Here is a 17,524-nt window from a genome sequence, read left to right as displayed (position 1 = left end):
CCTGTCATTAATAAAGTATCCCTTCTAAGTCAATATCAGATAAACACATCTGGTGACTGACCCCGGCCAACTGAGGACTGGCAAAAATCAGCTCTGGCACCAGGGGGGAAAATTCGACTTGCTGATCATTAAAATCCTGTCGATGTATAACCCCGCCATAACCCAAACTCGCAGTTATGCCGTCCGGCACCACAGGCTCAGGTTCAAGGTTATCCGCCATAACGCCAATTGACGGTCCGACGGCCGCTGACAGCGCAAAGCTTTCTTCCAGCGCCAGCCCCAGCTCGACATCAAAGTGAATAACCCCGCGCCGCGCCGATTTGATCACCCGGGTAACCTGCTCCAGCATCTCCCGGGTAATGACCCCTTCGTCATTGTCGGTGAGGTTTTCATTAATTAACGCCACTACCGTCATGGTACCGGGCTCCTGACTGCCGTTTGGCGCCCACCATTCACGCAAGTGCGTTTTGATATTTAAACTGTCCAGCGCTTCCTGCACCGCATAAGGGGTGCCTTTATAGCGGTGGATATCAAAAGAGTTTTGCACTACCTGGCGTTTAATATGCTCCGGCCAGCGGTCATCCCATTCATCGACCGAGAACGCCCATGCCAGCCAGGGCAAAAGCGACAGCGGGCAAGCATGAGGATCCCACAACTGGGCTATCGGCACCGGCAAGTCAGTCGCTTTTTTGACGACTTGCTCAAGGTGATACTCCAACCCGGTAACATTAGGCGGCAACAAGCTGTTTTCCTGCTCAGGGCTAGACATCCACGCCTCCTATCGTCACTTGAACACCACTACAGTATGCCGCCTGAACATTATTCATTTTCAAATCGGCTGTCGGCGTGATCAGTTCAACACTATGAACACCTGCCTGATGTAAAGCAGCATATAAACCGGAGCGGGTCACGTCATACCCCAACTTGTGGCGGTCCCGGACATAAGCCCACACGGCGGTCTCGGCAGCTTGCTGGATCACCTCGCCCGACGGTCCAGGCAGAATAGTGAGGACCGCCTCAACCGGATATTCAATCACCTGTGCCGCCACCACAGAAACTTTATCCCCTAAAGGACGCACCTTAGAAGCGGTTTCCAGCACCTGACTGCCGTCATCACTAAGACCGAAATAACGACGCACATCAACCAGGACATTATTATCGGGTACGCCGTTACCGTTTCGCCCTAAGACAGTCACCACCATATGGCAGGGACTGGGACTGGAAGCATCGACATCCAACACTTCGCCGCTGGCAGATAAAGCATGAAACACATAAGCGTCATCGCTGCCCGCGGTATTTAAACCGTCAAAGGCCATCTGAATACGGCGACGGTAACTGCTGTCCTGCTCCAGTACTTGTGCCACCGGCGGCACGGCAGCAGTGTTCGCCTCCTGGATCACCAGGCGTTCAACGTTATAGCGGGCACCTATGGCATCAAGGTCATTTGCCGTAGCCGTTGCCAGCATATTACTCCGGGTGGCATCATTAATTTTTGCTTCCAGCAAAATCTCCCGGTAGGCAAACACCTGCAGTGCTTTGGCCAGAGGATCAGACTCCAGCGCCAGCACATCGCGGTATTCTTCTTTCAAGCCAACCAGGATATCCTTCAATTCCTGGTAAGTTGTTTCAAAGTCCGGGGACGATATAACGTCCGGGACAGGCACCTTGGACAGGTCCAGTAATTTAAAAGCGGTCATATCCCCTCCCTGAGACAGATGTAGTTTTATTTAAAGTAAAACCTCAGTCTTAATACTAAGTTGAGAGACTTAGCTTTAAAAATAACGGTTAACTGAGCATTTAAAATCAGAAGATTTAATCCTGCCCCTTATCAGGAGGCAAAGACAGTAAGAAAGAAGCAAAGCCCTCTGGTTAAATCCGGGCTTCATCTGCGAGTATCGCTAAATGATACGCTTTTTTTCACAAGGCAACAGGTCAAGTGTGACCGGGAGTTCATTATCCGCCGGTTATTACCGGCTATCGCCATACTTGCCTTGATGGTTTTTAACGATCACAAATCAGCATAAATGAAATGCCTTTAATAACTTCTAAACTGCGCAAGATCCACGCAAGGTTTCCTCCTGAAAAAGAGCGCTACTGTGCCGGCTTCCCGGTAAGTTCAGCCATAACTTGCACTGTGCTCCCTTGGCTACTTTCTAAAGCAGCGCCAAGCACACTGGTATGATTCACACCAATAAAAGTAAAATTGGTTTTCGACCAGGGAGTGGCCGTCCATTTCCCCAGCCAACCCGATGCCGCATAACTTAAGCCAGAAGTCAGTTGTCTGACACTGGCACGTATGCTGGACACGCCATGATCGTAGCGCTCACTCAGGGTCATTTCTCCTAAAATGGGCTCTTTGATATAACGGATCTCATCGGTTCTGAGACTTTTACGGGCAGAGATATTTTGATATTCAATCGCGCTGACCGCACTGCTGTGCTTGCGGCTAAACGACAATTTGGTCTCACCACCTTCAACCGCAATCCCCGAATAATCCGATAGCAAATGACCAAACTCACTGACATGCTGCTCAGACAGTTTCAGTTTGCGCACGTCGTAGTCGTGAAAAATCCGTGCCAGGCGCGAACGCACCGGCGCCGACATCCGCGCCAGGTTGATGATCCGGGTAATATCTTCATCACCCGGCACCTTGCCCGGATCTATCTGATACTCGTAAAAATGGCGGCCTGGTTCTTCATGCTCGATATCCGGACTGACAATGCCTAACCATAACAGCGCCATTTTCAGCGCCCCGGGAGTACCCCGGATACGCTGCCAGTTTAAGCCTGTGGTCAGCATCTGACGCATGTCGCTGCTGTAGGGTAATATTGCTTCTAAACCATATTCCCACACCAGCCAGTGCAGCAGTTCATCCGACGGAGTATTTTTCAGCTCCCGGATCTGCTTTAGCGCCAAATCAAATTCCGGCTTAAACTGGTTAAGCTCAGCTAAATGGCGTTGCAGCTCGGAGGCATTGGGAGGTAATAAGCTCATGATCACCCCCGTGATTTCAAGGTTAAACTGATAGTGCCCGGCACTACACATTGGTTGGCAGCTATGGTAATTAATTCTGTCGGCGTGCTGCGCTCAACATAATGAATACCATCTTTATGCAACTGGGCATCTAACCAGCTCGGAGTCAGATCCCAGCCTAATTCCGCAGAAAGCTCCCAGGCATCAAGCAGACTTTGTTTTAAGGAGTCAAAAACCACTTGCGGCGTATCCGGATGCAGATAAATATCGGCAGTAACATCAACAGGGATAAGCTCAGCAGACACCACTTCCACAGTGTCGGTAAGCATCTGCACATCTTCCGCGGTAACATGTTCGCGTACTTTAGCCACAATTTCATCGACATCATAACCGGTGCGCACCAACACAGACACACGCACCTGCCCTGGGATCGGGCTGTCAATTTCAACATCGCGGATGGCCACTGGGTCCACTTCAATCGCCCGGCTGCGGTAATGGGCCTTACTGCCGGCGGTACTTGAGGCAATCGTACGGTCGCGGATACGCAAACGGAAAGTTTCATCGTCTTCCAAAGGTGAACGCAGTACCCCATAGAAAACCCCGAGGTTATCCAGATCCGCCCCTTGTGCCGTGGCCAGTAAATTGGCATATACCGCTTCATTAATGCGCTGACGCAGTAACATTTCACGGTAACTTTCCAGCTGCAAGTTTTGCACTAACGGCTCACTCTCCAGCTCCAGCGCCTCGGCATATTGCGGCGCCATTTCCAGCAGACGTTGTTTGCGCTCCTGGAACAACTGCTCAAACTCGATAGTTTCAATAACATCAGGGGATGGCAGTGCATTAAAATCAATAGAACTATTACTCATATTTTCCTCTTCAAATATAAGAAAGCCCGGCAATAAGCATTGCCGGGCCGGGTAATTTAAGGCGCTTGCCTTGAGTTAGGGTAACTAGGGAAGTGTGTACCTGATATCCGGTTCATTCAATAACAATGGGATGTATCATCAAATTCGCTCGAATAGATGGCACTCCAACTATTCTTATTGAGTGGTATTATTCTATAGCGTGCTCAACGCAAACCATAAAAAGGTTAATCACATAAAAAAATCGCCCGCCGAAGCGGGCAAAGTTTCATGAAACTCTTTGCTAAGTCAGGCAATTACATCTCGATATAGCGGATTAATAGCTACCTTTTCCGAATAATTTCACTGCCAGGTACATGATTTTTGCTTTAGATTTTTTCACTCGGCAGCGACGTAGGTTTTTATAAAATAACTTATCCGCCCAGGGCTTGGTATTAATCGCCTGTTGGTAACATCTGTCATGTACCCAAGCCGCAATCCAACCCTGCTCTACCCGATTAACATACCAGCGCAGATACCAGGGGGAGGAAAAACCATCGGAGAACATGCCTTCAGGCAAATGAACTTCAGGTGTTGTTAAAGCACGAAGCAAAACAAATTTATCCAACTGTTCACAATATTTAGCAGATATTTCTGGCAACATGACTTCGGCACCTTCTATGTTTTATATTGACAAGATTTTTCATGGTATTATTCAATAAACCACTCTTTAATCGTGGTTGAGGTTTCACCGCTGGCAATAGCCGCATAAGTTTCATTGAACCCGGCCACCCAGACATCACCACTGGAAGCAGCCGCATAAGCCGAACCATTACTCCCTGAATTTAAATATTGGGGCAATGCGGTCCAGGTAATACCGTTATCAACCGAGCGTGCCACCGTACCGTCATACCAGGTGGCAACCCAAACTCCTTTACCATTTGTCTCCACGCCTTCAGCCTGAACCCCGGTAGAGCCTGAATTTAGGTGGCGCGGTAAGGGTGTCCAAGTAAGGCCATCATCTTCTGAACGAGAAACATAACCATCGTCTGCCTGAGCTACCCAAACGCCTTTACCATCTGTAGCCAGTCCCCTGTGAGTCGCTACGATATCATCATTTGCAGTGCCATTATTTAAGGCTTGTGGCAAAGCACTCCAAGTAAGACCATTATCTGTAGACCGGGAAGCCCAACCTCTCTGAGAACAGGCGATAAAAACTCCGCTAGGGCTACCGACAACACAGTTAAGAATTTTTATACTATAGGTTGTGCCTGTCCCCAGGTTTTGCGGTAGTGTCGACCAGGTTATGCCATTGTCTGTCGATCGGGCTGCATGGCCACTATGAAAACCGGCCACCCAGTTACCTTGACCATCTGTGCCCATGGAATAAATATGGTTTGAACCGCCGGAATGAAGATATACTGGAGAAAGCTGGCTCCAGCTAACCCCGTTATCATCAGAGCGGGACGCATAACCATTAGAAAAACCCGCGACCCAAACACCATTACCATCAGTTTGGATTGAATAGGGGCGACCAGCACTTGCATCACAGTTAAGATATTGGGGCAATGCCGTCCAGGTCACGCCGGCATCATCTGAGCGTGCCGCCTCCCCGCCGCCAAATAACACCACAAAAACGCCGTGACCATCACCTCGGACACTAACAATATAACTATTCCCTCCACTCAACGGTGCTCCTGAATTTAACCCTTGAGTTAACGGTTGCCATATTTCGGCTTTGTTAGGCTCGCTAATAACAACATCTCGCTGAGTCGCAATTTTATTAATACCCGAGACAATATGTTCATGCTCGTCTCCCACAGGCAAATGCAAGGAAGGAAATTCTTCTGCCAGTAACGGGAAGGAGTCCGCGGAAAAAGCTTCTCCGCTGGCGGGAAGTAAGCCATATTTCACGCTATCTCCCCGGTGAAGTACGCTTTTTCCTACTATTTCAGCCATACCATTTGATACTTTTAAAGGTGTCACTATCATACTTTCCAGACTCCGTTAATTTTTAGCGCTGTGTGGATCACACCAACATCCTGAATATCAGCAATATCAGAAGTGATGCCGCTCACCGTCATTTGCTGCCCGCTTGGCGCCAGTACCCGACAAGTGCCGGTGTTTAAATCGACACTGTCATCTACCATAAATTGAAATTTATCTCCTGAACTATCAGGGATTTGTAAGTCCGCATGGTTTAAGAAGATATGTAACTTATTACGATTAATGTTGGCCACGGTATCCTTTGTGATAAAGGCCGAGTTATGGCTTTCATCGAACTGCTCCTGATCAACATGAGAAAGACTTGGCACAAGAAACACAGAAAAATCACTGTGTTCACTCACACGTATGGTAAATTTCAAGGTTGCCTGAGAGCCGCCATTTTCCAGTGTTCTTATAGGGTATTGCGCAGCCAGGCGAAAATAAGTATGAGGGAATTCAATTTCACCATATTTGGCATAAAGCAGTAGCTCAACCGCATCAAAATCCAGGCTTGGCGGTATGGCCATATCCACTATGCGTTGATTGGCATCATTGGGATCTAATCGGTGATCCAGTACCTCACCGGTGATACGTTCGTTCACCAATGCAGTTATTGTATTGTCCATAGGAGGATAATTGCCGTTGGCATCTCCCACCACAACACGGGTAAATTCAAGTGGCAAGTTCAGCGCCCTGGCCTGGTTTTCACCGGCTATGCCTGAAGCTAACCACAGGGATTCGTTTTTAGATGACATGAAAGAGTTGTCCTTAAAGAACAGTGAACACTGCTATGCCTGTCAAGCTATTTGCTTGACTATCACTATTGAAGAATAAAAAAGTGACACTTCAGTTAGCACGCAGAGAAAAATTTATGAGTTCAATATTATTAAAACTTATATCCAGAGTGCAGTATCCTGCCTTTCATTTTATGAAAGCGAATCAGCAACGATTTTCCAGGGAACTGATTCTCCAGTTAAATTGGGTAGAAGCTTACCCTGATTAAAAGTAGCAATTCTTGCGTGTGGGTTACCGCCACCATTAATCAAGCACATGACTTTTAACCCGTCAGACGAAACGATGAGACCATTTGGGTTATAATTTTCCGTCTTTCCTGTATTTGACATAAAAGAGTCCGTCCATGTTTCCCCCGAGTCAAAGCTGGAAGTAACATAAACATCAGCTGTTGAAACATCCTTTCTCAACCTCAAGCTAACGTGAATGGAGTTTGAAGTCTTTCCAATGACAATTTGCCCCAAAGTGAAACCGAGTGAATAGGCAGATTGGTCATAATTAAAAATAGCAGGAGTAACAACCTTCCATGTTTCACCAGTATCCGTCGAGATTTGCATAACACCGGTATAATAATTGGCAGCAACTATGGTGCTGCCATCCGGCCCTACCGCAATTTGATAAGAGCTTTCGGCGCCCGCTACAACCTGGGGTTCAAGTGTAATGCTGTTAAACACCGAGCCACCATCTTTGCTGAGTTCAATACGGTCATAGCCTTGAAGGTGTAAAGCAATGGTTAATAAATCCCGGCTCGCTTTCATTCTGACATTGGGGGCATCAATCAATGTTTTGTGCAATTGAAATGATTCTCCGCTATCAACGGATTTATGAAGCTCAACTGATGCGGTATCTGGGTTACGAAATGAAATTAAAATCTCGCTGCCATCGGCATTTCCTTCACAACCGTTAATTTTTGAAAAGTACGGCCCATCAGTAAATGTCATTTCTTTTCTGGCGCCGAAGGTAACCCCACCATCGGTTGACCTTTGCCATTGAATGTAATTATCTCCGACTGAGTCACCAATAATTAATACATTCAAACCGTCATCCGACATTGTCAGGCCGTGTACTTTTCGGTTGGTACCAGTAAAAGCCAAATCCGAAGTTAGCCATACTTTACCATCCCAGTAACTGTAATCATCAGTACCATAATATGATTTTATTGTTGCCGCTCTATTAACATCTAAGTTTCCATCCAGGTCATACGTCTCCATATTTCCAGTCCCGGAACTAAAGGCAAAGCCTGGAGATACAGAATCAGCGATTGTTGCTGCCAATAACGGATATTCTCCGGCATCCACTTCTGAGCCATCAGGTATCAGGAGTCGCTTGCCATCATCAAGCATGGCTCTGCTAGTGACAATATAATCGCCTATCTCAAACGCTCCGCCACCTGTTGTTTTCACATCTGTTTCAATCATATTTTCCAAATTCCATTAACCTTTACTACATGGTGGACCACACCGGACTCTTTGAAATTGGCGATATCCGACATTACCCCGTTAACAGATATTTTCTGCCCTGCTGGTGCGAATAATCGGCATTTTCCAGAAGTTAAATCAACACTTTCATCGACCATCAGCCGGAACGATGTGCCGCTATCATCGGGAATTTTCAGATCGGCATGTCCGGTTAAAATATGCAATTTATTACTTGTCGTAACAGCTTCACTCTCATAAGCAACAATAGCTAGCGCCTGGGTATCCGCTAACTGGGCAGTAGTTAAATAAGTCAAATTAGGAGATATACTGACACTAAAATCAGAGTACTGACTCACCCTGATGGTGTATTTCAGTTTTAGCTGGGAGCCACCGTTTTCTATGGTACGTACCGGAAAAGGGGCCGCCAGACGAAAATAAGTATGTGCAAATTCTGTTTCGTCATATTTGGCATAAAGCAAAAGTTCTATCGCCTCAAAATCCAGGCTCGGCGGAATACTCATTTCGATAATACGTTGATTGCCATTGCCGGGATCTAACTTGTGGGTCAATATTTCCCCGGTAAGTCTTTCATTAACCAGAGCCGTTAACGCGCTATCCAAAGGGGGATAGCTACCATTGGCATCCCCCACAACAACCCGGGTAAATTCCAGCGGTTGGTTTAATATTCTGGCTTGGTTTTCCCCTGCCATACCTGAGGCTAACCACAGGGATTCATTTTTAGATGACATTATCTATCAGTCCTGTACTTCGGTTATCATTAATTGTATTTTCATTGATTTGGCTTCGTGGCCACTGATACATTTATACTTTTAGCCTGTCACATAAGGCCCACCTTCTATCCGGCAATGCACTTGCAAGCTGCCGCAGCGATAATGGGTCGAGTCAATACCGTCAAGCACTGGCTCAAACGGTTTCCCGTCCACTTCTCCGACAAGCTGTAGCGCCCCCGCCTGATAGTAGTCTCCCGGAGCACTCAAATTCATGGTCAGGGTATAATGGCTTGAACCGCGTTTATTGCTGGTGATGGATTCATGTACCGTGTCGATGAGCTCATCGGTGATCCCCTGCTCTGAGACGTAAACATCTACGGCAAAGGTACCTGGGGACGTATTGGGCTCCACTTCAAACCATTCGTGAATTTCGGTTTCCAGCTTAAGCGGTTCCAGTGCTTTTTCGATGGCATAGCGGGTACCCTGGTAGCTATGTACCTCGAAAGAATTGGCAATCACGCCGCGCCGGGTTTGCTCCGGCCAGCTATCATCCCAGCTCTTTACGCCATTGGCCCAGGCAAGCCAGGGCAGCAAATGTTCGGGACAAGATTCAGGTTGCCAAAGCTCGGTTATTCCAACGGGCAGGTTATCGGCGCTGAAGCCACTATTCATGACCTGTTCCAGCTGGTAGCCAAGCTCGCTGGTATTTGCGGGTAAGCCGCTGGCATTTAAGGTACTGCTACCGGATAAATCAAGATCAGCCATGACTTGCCTCGGTCAAAATAATGTCGCTGCAATAAGCTATTTGATCACTGGCAACCTGGATATCCTGCGTTGGCTGAAGTAAGTTAACACTGTCTACCCCCACCTGATTCAGCGCGGTATATATGCCTAACAAGGTCACTTTTTTACCTAAGATTTGATTTTCACGGGTATAAGCTGCCAAAGCCTCATTAACCAGGACTAAGGTGTTTTCTTTACCCGGCCCGGCTAACAAGGAGATCTCTGCCTGGATCTGATAACTTTGTACCCCGGCACTTTTAATGGTAAGACGATCACCCAGCGGCCGGACGCCATGAACAGGATTATCACTGTCGGCTGTCACCAATAAGCTTGAGCCATCATCACTGAGGCCAAAATAATTACGTACCTTAATGAGCAAGTCATCACTGGCACTGCCATCAGTACTTTCCTTACTAAGAATGGTCAGCACAATATCGCTTGGCTGCGGGCTGACCACATCGGCATCCGCCACCCGGTTATCGGCACTTAAGGCATGGAAAATATAACTGTTTTCACTGCCCGCGGTATTAAGGCCGTTAAAGGCCATCTGGATGCGGCGGCGATAGCTGGTATCATCTTCAAGGATTTGTGGCGTCACCGGCGTGGTGCTTTCATCCGCTTCCTGCACCACCAAGCGCGCGACATTGTAGCGGGCGCCGATATTATCGAGATCATTGCCCGTGGCCGAGGCCAGCATATTGGCGCGGGTAGCATCATTGATTTGTGCCCGCAATAACAATTCACGATAGGCAAAACTTTGCAGCAATACCGCCATAGGTTCGGATTCAAGCGCGAGCACTTCTTGATAATCCGGGTTTATCGCCAGCAACTGCTCTTTGAGTTGCTGATAAATATTTTCAAAATCGAGCGCCTCAATAATATCGGGCACAGGCACCTGGGACAGGTCCAATAAATTATAAGCTGACATAAACTTCTTTTACTTTTTTAACTTAAAGGGAGAGGAAAATGAGTTGGATACCTTCCGGTTGGTGTCCTGTTTACTGGTATACAAAAACGAAGCGAAAAATAACAACAGAGGCTTTAAGGGGTGGCCATTAATTTCAATATCAATAACCTTAGTTTTTAAGGAAGCCCCGGCACAGAAAAGTCCCCCTGCCGGGGTAACCAGAGTAGCTAAATGATACGCTTTTTCCCGGCAAACAACAGGTCAAATTCGACCGCTATTGCCGGAGAAAAACACCGCTCACTTAACTATAAACAAACAGGGCATCAGGATGCTTCTGCAATCAGCTGGTTTACCGCAGTGGCCCGGCTTTCAATATCTTGCAATACAACATCTACCCCCTTGGTTTGATAAGGCAATTTCACTTCCTGGCTATCCACTTTAGCAGCAAAGCCAGCCAAAAGTGTGTTTAGCTCTTGAGCTGCGGCACGCACCTGTGCTAGCGACTCTGCCGTGCTTAATTGTGCACTCATTTTAGCCACTTGATAAAGCAGCATATGCATACCATCCGTTGCCGTCCCAAGCAAAGACTCGGTATCACCGGCATTCACGGTAATTTCATCTCTGAGACTAGCTCTTTGCTCCTCAGCAGTGCAGATCAGTTCGAACTCGGCATTAACTTCTTCATGCTGATAAACGTCAATGCCGGGAAATTGTGCTGCCGGGCCGTCAAATTCAACGATACCTGTGGTTTTATTAATAAGTTTCATGATTAAGCCTCCTTCTGATGGCCGTGATGAATAAGCCAGAACCCTTTTAGCTGGATCGGGTATGGCCCTAAGTTAATCACCCTGACGGTGGAGAACCCCACGGAAAAGCCGGTGGTTTCATTCTCATGCAAGGCAATCAGGTCATCATAGTTGGTTACCCCCCAGGACTGCCCCTTGATTTCACGGTTGGCATTGATGCTCTTGTTGCCAAATGTTCTTGGCTGGGCGTAGTTCGGCGTCGGATCTCCGGTGGTGATCCATTGATGATGCGAGCCGATAGAATTCATCAGTACGGCGACACGGTTAACCGGTTTAGGCGACGGGTGCGGAGCAGTGCCCACCGAAATATTGGCATAAACCGATTTTCGCCCGGTAAATTGCGTCGGCCCCGGCTCAGAATACCAGTTGGTCACTCCCGGCGTTTTGGAATAAATATCGGCATAATAGTTCTCCGTACCTTCGCCATTTTGCGGTGCATAATCTTCGGTAGCATTAAAGCTAAAAGCTTCTGCTTCTTCCAGGGTAGTAAACCTTGGCGGGATGCTAATATAACTGTCACTGTGATCTAACAGGGTATCCGTTAAACTAAAACCGACATGCCGGGTATCCAGCCATTGCTGGAACTGGCTTTGCGCTTGCGCAACCTTCTGGTCAATTAACTGTATCTTATTATCCACCACCCCGGTCAGGTTATTCGACGCCTGTACCAGGTCGGCAATATCTTGCTCTAAAGCCATATCCTTATCCTTTTAAATATAAATGAGTACTTGTTTGAAATGAAAATGAAGTGAAAGTGACCCCGGTTAAATCAGCCCGGCATCCTGCAATAAAAATGAATGTTTTACGTGGCGATACATATTGCTGATTTGAGCCGTTGCCATTTTCGCCAGCTCAGGGGCAATTAATATATTCAGATCTACCCCTTGATCGATAATATTCACCGAACCCGCCGGCACTCCAGAAAGTGCTAAATCGAAAGCCAGCAGCAAATCTACTTCCGGTGATTTATAGGCAAGTGTTTTATCCGGTTCCGAATACACAGCAAACAAGGTGCCGTCATCAAGATAAAAGCCAACCTCCCGCACCCAGAATGTTTTGTTACTATCGTCGATAACACTCATATGAAGCTGGGTCGGGCTCACTAAAGTGCCGCTGCTGATCTTGATACGGTTCTTTTCACTGGTTAACGCCGTGCGGTTTTGCTGCGGCGTATAGGCCGAATCACCTAAAGCGATAGCACTGATTTGTGCCTGCAGGCCATTACTTTGAGCGTTAAATAACGCCTGTAATCCGGCCTCGGTAATGGTGGGTGTTAATATGGTACTCACCTGGTTTCCTCCCTCTATTTCCTTATAAAAAAGTCTTATAAAACGCCAGATAAAAAACGGCTCAAATACTTGGTTAAAGCTGAAATATCTGTTGAGCCGTTAGCGTAAATAAAAACGGCCAACGGCATAACGTTTTCTGTTCAAATGCATATGTGCCGCCAAGGTACCGATGCTTGCCGGCACCTGTACCGGTTTGGTTTCATTACTCAGCCGCCGGCTTTGCAGCCATCCTGAGCTTGCAGTACCCAAACGGATATTGCCGTTGATTTTAGCCCCCACCAAAAAGTCAAAATGCGAACGGGCCGGTTTCACCTTATTGGTCACCCGGTTAATGGCGTCATAAAGCGCTTGATCTAATACCACAGCATTGCTGCTATAGGCCTGGGCATTCACCCAGGCAATAAAAACAAAAGTATGGGGGGTGGTGCTATGAATGGGGGCCAGGGTAAGGTCGACATCCTGCTCAAACCATTCGATAAACTCCAGGCTGACACCTAAAGCCGCCAATGCCCGTTTGACACTGCCGACCGTGCCTTTAACCTTGTGCACCGCCGCAGACTGCTTGATCATATTGCGCTTGGTTTGCTCACTCCACCCTTCATCCCATTCATCAAGGGATAACGACCAGGCCAGCCAGGGCAAAAGCGATGCCGGGCAGGTATCCGGGTGCCATTGCTGTGCAATCGCCAACTCCAGGCTGGCTGCGCGTGACATGGCGCCTTCTATTGCCCGTTCCTGTGGCGTAGCGTTTACCGGCAACAAACTTGCTGCATTATCCATAACTTGCTCCAATCGTCAGATTGATATCGGTACAATAAGCGGCCTCATCCGCCGCTACGGTAATATCGGTTGACGGGTTTTGTAAAATCACTTTTTTCACCCCCGGCTGATGCAGGGCAGCAAAAATTCCCGATTGGGTAATTTCATTGCCTAAGGTTTGCTCTTCATGCAAATAACGAATAAGCGCTTCCCTTGCCTGCTGTGCGACAAGTGTTTTATCCGGGCCGCTATGAAATAACAGTTCGGCATCTACTTGATAATGTTTGATACTTGCCGCCTTAACGATAACGCGATCCGTTAACGGCCGGATATCATCATGGGTCAGGGTTTCTGTGATCTGCTCCAGCAACACCTCATCCGGCGTACCGTCGGCCAAAGTGCTGAGCACAGCAACATGTACTTCCCCGGGTAAAGGGCTGGAGATGGCAACATCTTTTACCTCGGTAGATACCGCCAGCGCATGATATTTATAAGCCCCCGAAGGCCCGGCAGTACTATAACCTTCCAGCGAGAACGGAATACGTTGCCGCAGTCTTTCATCGGATTCCATTACCGCAGCCACCGGAGGATTTGCTTCAAGATCTGCCGGGGTGATCACCAGGCGTTCAACACCAAATAACGCCGCCAGGTGATCTAAATCAGTGCCTCCGGCATAAGCCACCATCACCGCCCGTGAAGCTTCATTGATGCGTTGGCGCAACAATAATTCCCGGTAGGCCGCGATTTCCAGTACTTTAAAGACAGGGTCGGACTCCACCATGGCATCAAATTCCGGCATCCGGTTTTTCAGATCGGCGGTCATATTGGCAAGAATATCTTCATAATCCAGTGATTCGATGATCTCTGGTGGCGGTAACAAAGACAGGTTTATAGCATTGTTTGTTGGAGAAAAATTCATGGGTAAGCTCTCACAGGTTACAGCCTAAAAATAAGACTTTTGTTAAAGTTAACGCAGGACTTATGTGCAAAAATTTATGCCGATAGGGATATCCATATCACCTGCAACTAAAGAGAAAAAAAATCTGAGTTATAACTTACGGCCACTGAGCAGGGTATCGAGCTTCTTATCAATAGAATCCAGACGCTTTTCGATCCTTTTTTGATCTTCATTACGTATCTGTTTAAGGTGCTGAATCTCTTGCGAGTTGGTATTAATACGTTTATCCAGTCCGCTCAGATATAAAATCCCCGTGACCAGCAAAGTGACCGTGGTAATGATATGGGCCAGGTTAAGTTCCTTTTTTAAATGCCAGTGTTCCTCTTGATTCATTTAACAGCCCCCTTTAATTTTCTCTATGGCTGTTAATAAAACTAAGTCAGATACACTTAATCCTCCCATTTGCCTTTTATTCAAATGGCTAATTTGTTCCGCTTGGTTCATTTACCAACCCCCTTGATTTTCCCTGTGGCTGTTAATACAACTAAGTTTGATGTAGTTAACTTCTCCCTACGTGCCATATTCAAATGGTCCATTGGTTTCTCTTGGCTCATTCAGCAACCCCCTTAATTTTCTCTGTGGCTGTTAATACAACTAAGCCTGATATGCTTAATGCTAAAATTGCTGCCATTTTCACATGGCGATTAATAACAGGGGTCATTTAGCAACCCCCTTAATTTTTTCTACGGTTCTCAGCCCGGCCAGACCTAACATGCCCAGGGTTAATTCCATCATCACCTCCAGCGGCAATTCAGGTGCGCCTATTTCAGGAAACAGCCATTGCAAACTGGGATTGATAATAAAGGCAAACAAAAAACCCAGACCGCAAATCCACATCAGAAACGGCCGGGCCCCGGCAACAAAAATGCTGCGATGACTCGCCTGTACCTTATTGATTTCCGCCTGTACCAGCGCCGGCTGTTGTAGCAGCCGATGCTTGATCAAGGCTAAGTTAAGGGTTTCTTCTTCACTGGTGAATAATTCATCCAGTATGCCCCCCACCGCCTGGATCGGCTCTTTGATATTGCCGCCGAATAAGGCACCGAACCAGCTCATGCTTTTTGCCATTCGCCCAGCACCATTTGCTTGGCCAACTCTTCGGCCCGGTTAGGCACTTGCTGTGCCCAGCGGCTATCAAGCATTTCATTGGCGGCCCCGGAGAAATCCCCTGCTTCGACACAGGCAAGCATTTTCTTAAAGGCCATCAGGCCGCTTGCCCCCAGGTTATAAGCCATATTGATCAGCACCCCAACCTGGGCATCGTTACAATGGCGGGTATCAATATTACGTTTGACCACGGCCCTGCATTCATTCAGATCGTTTTGTAATAAAATTTCCGCTTCCTGCTCACTGATACCGACATCATCAAGGTTACGGCCATAACCTAAGGTGAATTTTTTCGCCGTGCAGTAATAGGGATGGCTGCGAAAGCCTTCATGTTTTTTAATTTGTTCAACGGTATTTTGTATAGACATAAAAAAAGCCCAAACAGTTATTAGCTCTTTGGGCCCGGTAAAAATGTAAAATAAAACCAGAAAGGGTTTTGTTAACAATAGGGTTATTTTAGCTTTTTTCAGGCCAGGCAACAGGACAAGTCTGCCCTGAGCTCACTTGGCGGATCACATCCGCTAACGGCTCGAGTAAAATAATCGGCGATAAAATAAAAGATCGGTGTAACCCCGGCAGTTTCCCTGCGGGATAAAGAGAGTATTTTCGAGAGAGTAGTTATCGCCTGCAAAAAACCGGCGACTTTACTGTTACTTATGCCTGGGAGCCATTAACGCGCGCATATTAATAAACCCCGAAAAACACAAAACTAACAGCCAGGTAGAGTAGATAAAAGAGTCACTTACTCAGTCCCTTAAACATTAATATCACAAGGGCGGCAAGCGATTACATCGTAGAAATCAAACCCCGCTCGGCTTTGGCCAGCCAAAACTGCAACGAACGTTTTGAGTCAAAACCCATCAGGGTGGCCGCACTGTCGAGCGGCTTATCCACCACATAGCGGGCACGTAATGCCCGGATACATTCGGGTCTGAGCCGGGAAATAAAATGCGTTAATTCTTCCACCTGCCCCGGTACATAAATATTCTCCGCACGATTTTTATCGCCGTTGCCGCTGTCATAACGCTCGCGGATAGAGCTTGAAGCAAAGCCGTTCACAGACTCTTTTTTCCGCCAAAATTTTCCCCAAGCCTTAAGCTCGCTGCGCAGTGCCTTAATATTGATCTGCTTATTTACTTGCTCCGGCATAACATTATCCATTGGACAGCTCTCCTATGACATCAATAACTTTTAACATATAGACATCTTCGATTAACCCGACGACATCATTCCATTTCGGGTTGAATTCATTATTCTCCCAACGGCGCAAGGTTCGCTCTTCAATGCCATAATCGGCAGCAGACTCCGCTTGCGTGTACCCGCGGCTTTGTCTGGCATACTTTAATAAATCCGAACCTTTTGGCGTACGACAGGTATTTGTCGCAGCAAAACCTACAACTGACTGGCCCATATTCATCCTATCCTGTTATTTTTCTACGTTACCGAAAATCCCCTCAATAAGGTTTCCGGCTTTACTCACTGTTATGATTAAATCAGCCAACCCCAGTTAGCTAACTTCCCTGCTCCCTTTAAAGTGGAACCTTTTATTTCTTCATAAAACCGTTTAAATAAGCGTGAACAGATAACCCGGTTTTAACCTTGCTCTGACTGTGTTTTTAGCCATCACTTATCTCCTCTAAGTAATCAGATATCTGTCGATATCCTTTTTTAACGCTGTAAATCCCTGCAACTTCACCACCAGCTCTATTGCCTTAGTATTGGTATCAGGCATTAACCTGAGCTGAATCAATAAGGCATCGGCAATATTTATTGCCAGGCTGATTTCTCTCCGCTGGCCAATAAAGCAAACCGGTAACTGCGGTCAGGTTAATATCGCAATTTTTTATCCCGGGGATTACCCGGAAAAATTCACTTTGCCGAATAAGCAAAACAGGTCATTGCTGGCAGCTTCCCGAGCATTCCTGAGGTTAATATCGCAAACTTTTCCTCCGGGGATTACCCGGGAAAATTCACCTTAGCCGAATAAAAAAAGCGGATATCAACTGACGGCTTCCCGGGCATTCCCGAGGCTAATATCGCAACTTTTTGTCCCGGAGATTACCCGGAAAAATTCACTTTATCCGAACAAGCAAAGCAGATATCTGCAGGCACTTTCCCGAAAACTGCTGAAGCTAATATCGCAATTTTTAATCCCGGGCATTACCCGGAA

At 47.1% G+C, this 17,524-nt stretch carries 21 protein-coding genes; all 21 read right to left on the bottom strand.

Annotated features, from left to right (window positions below; translation table 11 throughout):
- Positions 1-7: 7 nt before the first annotated feature.
- The 21 genes from QL234_RS19315 to QL234_RS19215 all read right to left on the bottom strand — a co-directional run bounded on the left by QL234_RS19315 (position 8) and on the right by QL234_RS19215 (position 16,765).
- The gene (locus QL234_RS19315; RefSeq protein ID WP_281559421.1) at positions 8-769 is read right to left on the bottom strand and encodes a phage tail protein I; all 762 of its coding nucleotides are present in this window, start codon (positions 767-769) and stop codon (positions 8-10) included.
- Entirely contained in the window at positions 762-1,697 is a 936-nt protein-coding gene (locus QL234_RS19310) for a baseplate J/gp47 family protein (protein WP_281559420.1), read from the bottom strand. Before QL234_RS19310 ends, QL234_RS19315 begins: the two co-directional genes overlap by 8 nt.
- Before the next feature lie 394 nt (positions 1,698-2,091).
- A complete protein-coding gene (locus tag QL234_RS19305) occupies positions 2,092-2,994 on the bottom strand; it encodes a phage tail protein (RefSeq protein WP_281559419.1) in 903 nt (300 codons plus the stop codon).
- 2 nt (positions 2,995-2,996) lie between these two features.
- On the bottom strand, positions 2,997-3,842 hold the full coding sequence (locus tag QL234_RS19300) for a baseplate J/gp47 family protein (RefSeq protein WP_281559418.1): 846 nt from the start codon (positions 3,840-3,842) through the stop codon (positions 2,997-2,999).
- Between the two features lie 313 nt (positions 3,843-4,155).
- A complete protein-coding gene (locus QL234_RS19295) occupies positions 4,156-4,482 on the bottom strand; it encodes a DUF1353 domain-containing protein (RefSeq protein ID WP_281559417.1) in 327 nt (108 codons plus the stop codon).
- 47 nt (positions 4,483-4,529) lie between these two features.
- A complete protein-coding gene (locus tag QL234_RS19290) occupies positions 4,530-5,777 on the bottom strand; it encodes a sialidase family protein (RefSeq protein WP_281559416.1) in 1,248 nt (415 codons plus the stop codon).
- A 29-nt stretch (positions 5,778-5,806) separates the two neighbouring features.
- A complete protein-coding gene (locus QL234_RS19285) occupies positions 5,807-6,559 on the bottom strand; it encodes a phage tail protein (protein ID WP_281559415.1) in 753 nt (250 codons plus the stop codon).
- A gap of 171 nt (positions 6,560-6,730) precedes the next feature.
- Complete coding sequence (locus QL234_RS19280; RefSeq protein WP_281559414.1) at positions 6,731-8,014, bottom strand: hypothetical protein; 1,284 nt, start codon at positions 8,012-8,014, stop codon at positions 6,731-6,733.
- Positions 8,011-8,763 carry a phage tail protein gene (locus QL234_RS19275; protein WP_281559413.1) on the bottom strand — a complete coding sequence of 251 codons (753 nt, stop codon included), beginning with the start codon at positions 8,761-8,763 and terminating at the stop codon, positions 8,011-8,013. The genes QL234_RS19280 and QL234_RS19275 overlap by 4 nt, the downstream gene beginning before the upstream one ends.
- An 81-nt stretch (positions 8,764-8,844) precedes the next feature.
- Entirely contained in the window at positions 8,845-9,510 is a 666-nt protein-coding gene (locus QL234_RS19270) for a phage tail protein I (RefSeq protein WP_281559412.1), read from the bottom strand.
- Entirely contained in the window at positions 9,503-10,456 is a 954-nt protein-coding gene (locus QL234_RS19265; RefSeq protein WP_281559411.1) for a baseplate J/gp47 family protein, read from the bottom strand. The genes QL234_RS19270 and QL234_RS19265 overlap by 8 nt, the downstream gene beginning before the upstream one ends.
- 302 nt (positions 10,457-10,758) lie before the next feature.
- Positions 10,759-11,202, bottom strand: coding sequence for a hypothetical protein (locus QL234_RS19260; RefSeq protein ID WP_281559410.1), 444 nt, complete (start codon positions 11,200-11,202; stop codon positions 10,759-10,761).
- Positions 11,203-11,204: 2 nt separating this feature from the next.
- The gene (locus tag QL234_RS19255) at positions 11,205-11,939 is read right to left on the bottom strand and encodes a hypothetical protein (RefSeq protein ID WP_281559409.1); all 735 of its coding nucleotides are present in this window, start codon (positions 11,937-11,939) and stop codon (positions 11,205-11,207) included.
- Between the two features lie 66 nt (positions 11,940-12,005).
- Entirely contained in the window at positions 12,006-12,530 is a 525-nt protein-coding gene (locus tag QL234_RS19250) for a phage tail protein (protein WP_281559408.1), read from the bottom strand.
- A gap of 99 nt (positions 12,531-12,629) precedes the next feature.
- On the bottom strand, positions 12,630-13,310 hold the full coding sequence (locus QL234_RS19245; protein WP_281559407.1) for a phage tail protein I: 681 nt from the start codon (positions 13,308-13,310) through the stop codon (positions 12,630-12,632).
- On the bottom strand, positions 13,303-14,208 hold the full coding sequence (locus tag QL234_RS19240; RefSeq protein WP_281559406.1) for a baseplate J/gp47 family protein: 906 nt from the start codon (positions 14,206-14,208) through the stop codon (positions 13,303-13,305). Before QL234_RS19240 ends, QL234_RS19245 begins: the two co-directional genes overlap by 8 nt.
- 129 nt (positions 14,209-14,337) lie before the next feature.
- Positions 14,338-14,580 (bottom strand): hypothetical protein, encoded by a 243-nt coding sequence (locus tag QL234_RS19235; RefSeq protein ID WP_044836095.1) that lies wholly within the window; start codon positions 14,578-14,580, stop codon positions 14,338-14,340.
- 324 nt (positions 14,581-14,904) lie between these two features.
- Positions 14,905-15,315 (bottom strand): 3TM-type holin, encoded by a 411-nt coding sequence (locus tag QL234_RS19230; protein ID WP_281559405.1) that lies wholly within the window; start codon positions 15,313-15,315, stop codon positions 14,905-14,907.
- The gene (locus tag QL234_RS19225; protein WP_281559404.1) at positions 15,300-15,722 is read right to left on the bottom strand and encodes a glycoside hydrolase family protein; all 423 of its coding nucleotides are present in this window, start codon (positions 15,720-15,722) and stop codon (positions 15,300-15,302) included. The genes QL234_RS19230 and QL234_RS19225 overlap by 16 nt, the downstream gene beginning before the upstream one ends.
- Positions 15,723-16,140: 418 nt before the next feature.
- A complete protein-coding gene (locus QL234_RS19220; RefSeq protein WP_281559403.1) occupies positions 16,141-16,515 on the bottom strand; it encodes a hypothetical protein in 375 nt (124 codons plus the stop codon).
- Entirely contained in the window at positions 16,508-16,765 is a 258-nt protein-coding gene (locus QL234_RS19215; protein ID WP_152646839.1) for a helix-turn-helix domain-containing protein, read from the bottom strand. Before QL234_RS19215 ends, QL234_RS19220 begins: the two co-directional genes overlap by 8 nt.
- Between the last annotated feature and the right edge of the window lie 759 nt (positions 16,766-17,524).

The organism is Thalassomonas sp. RHCl1 (assembly GCF_947387555.1).
Taxonomy (GTDB): domain Bacteria; phylum Pseudomonadota; class Gammaproteobacteria; order Enterobacterales; family Alteromonadaceae; genus Thalassomonas.
This window is presented reverse-complemented; position numbering and strand designations above follow the sequence as displayed.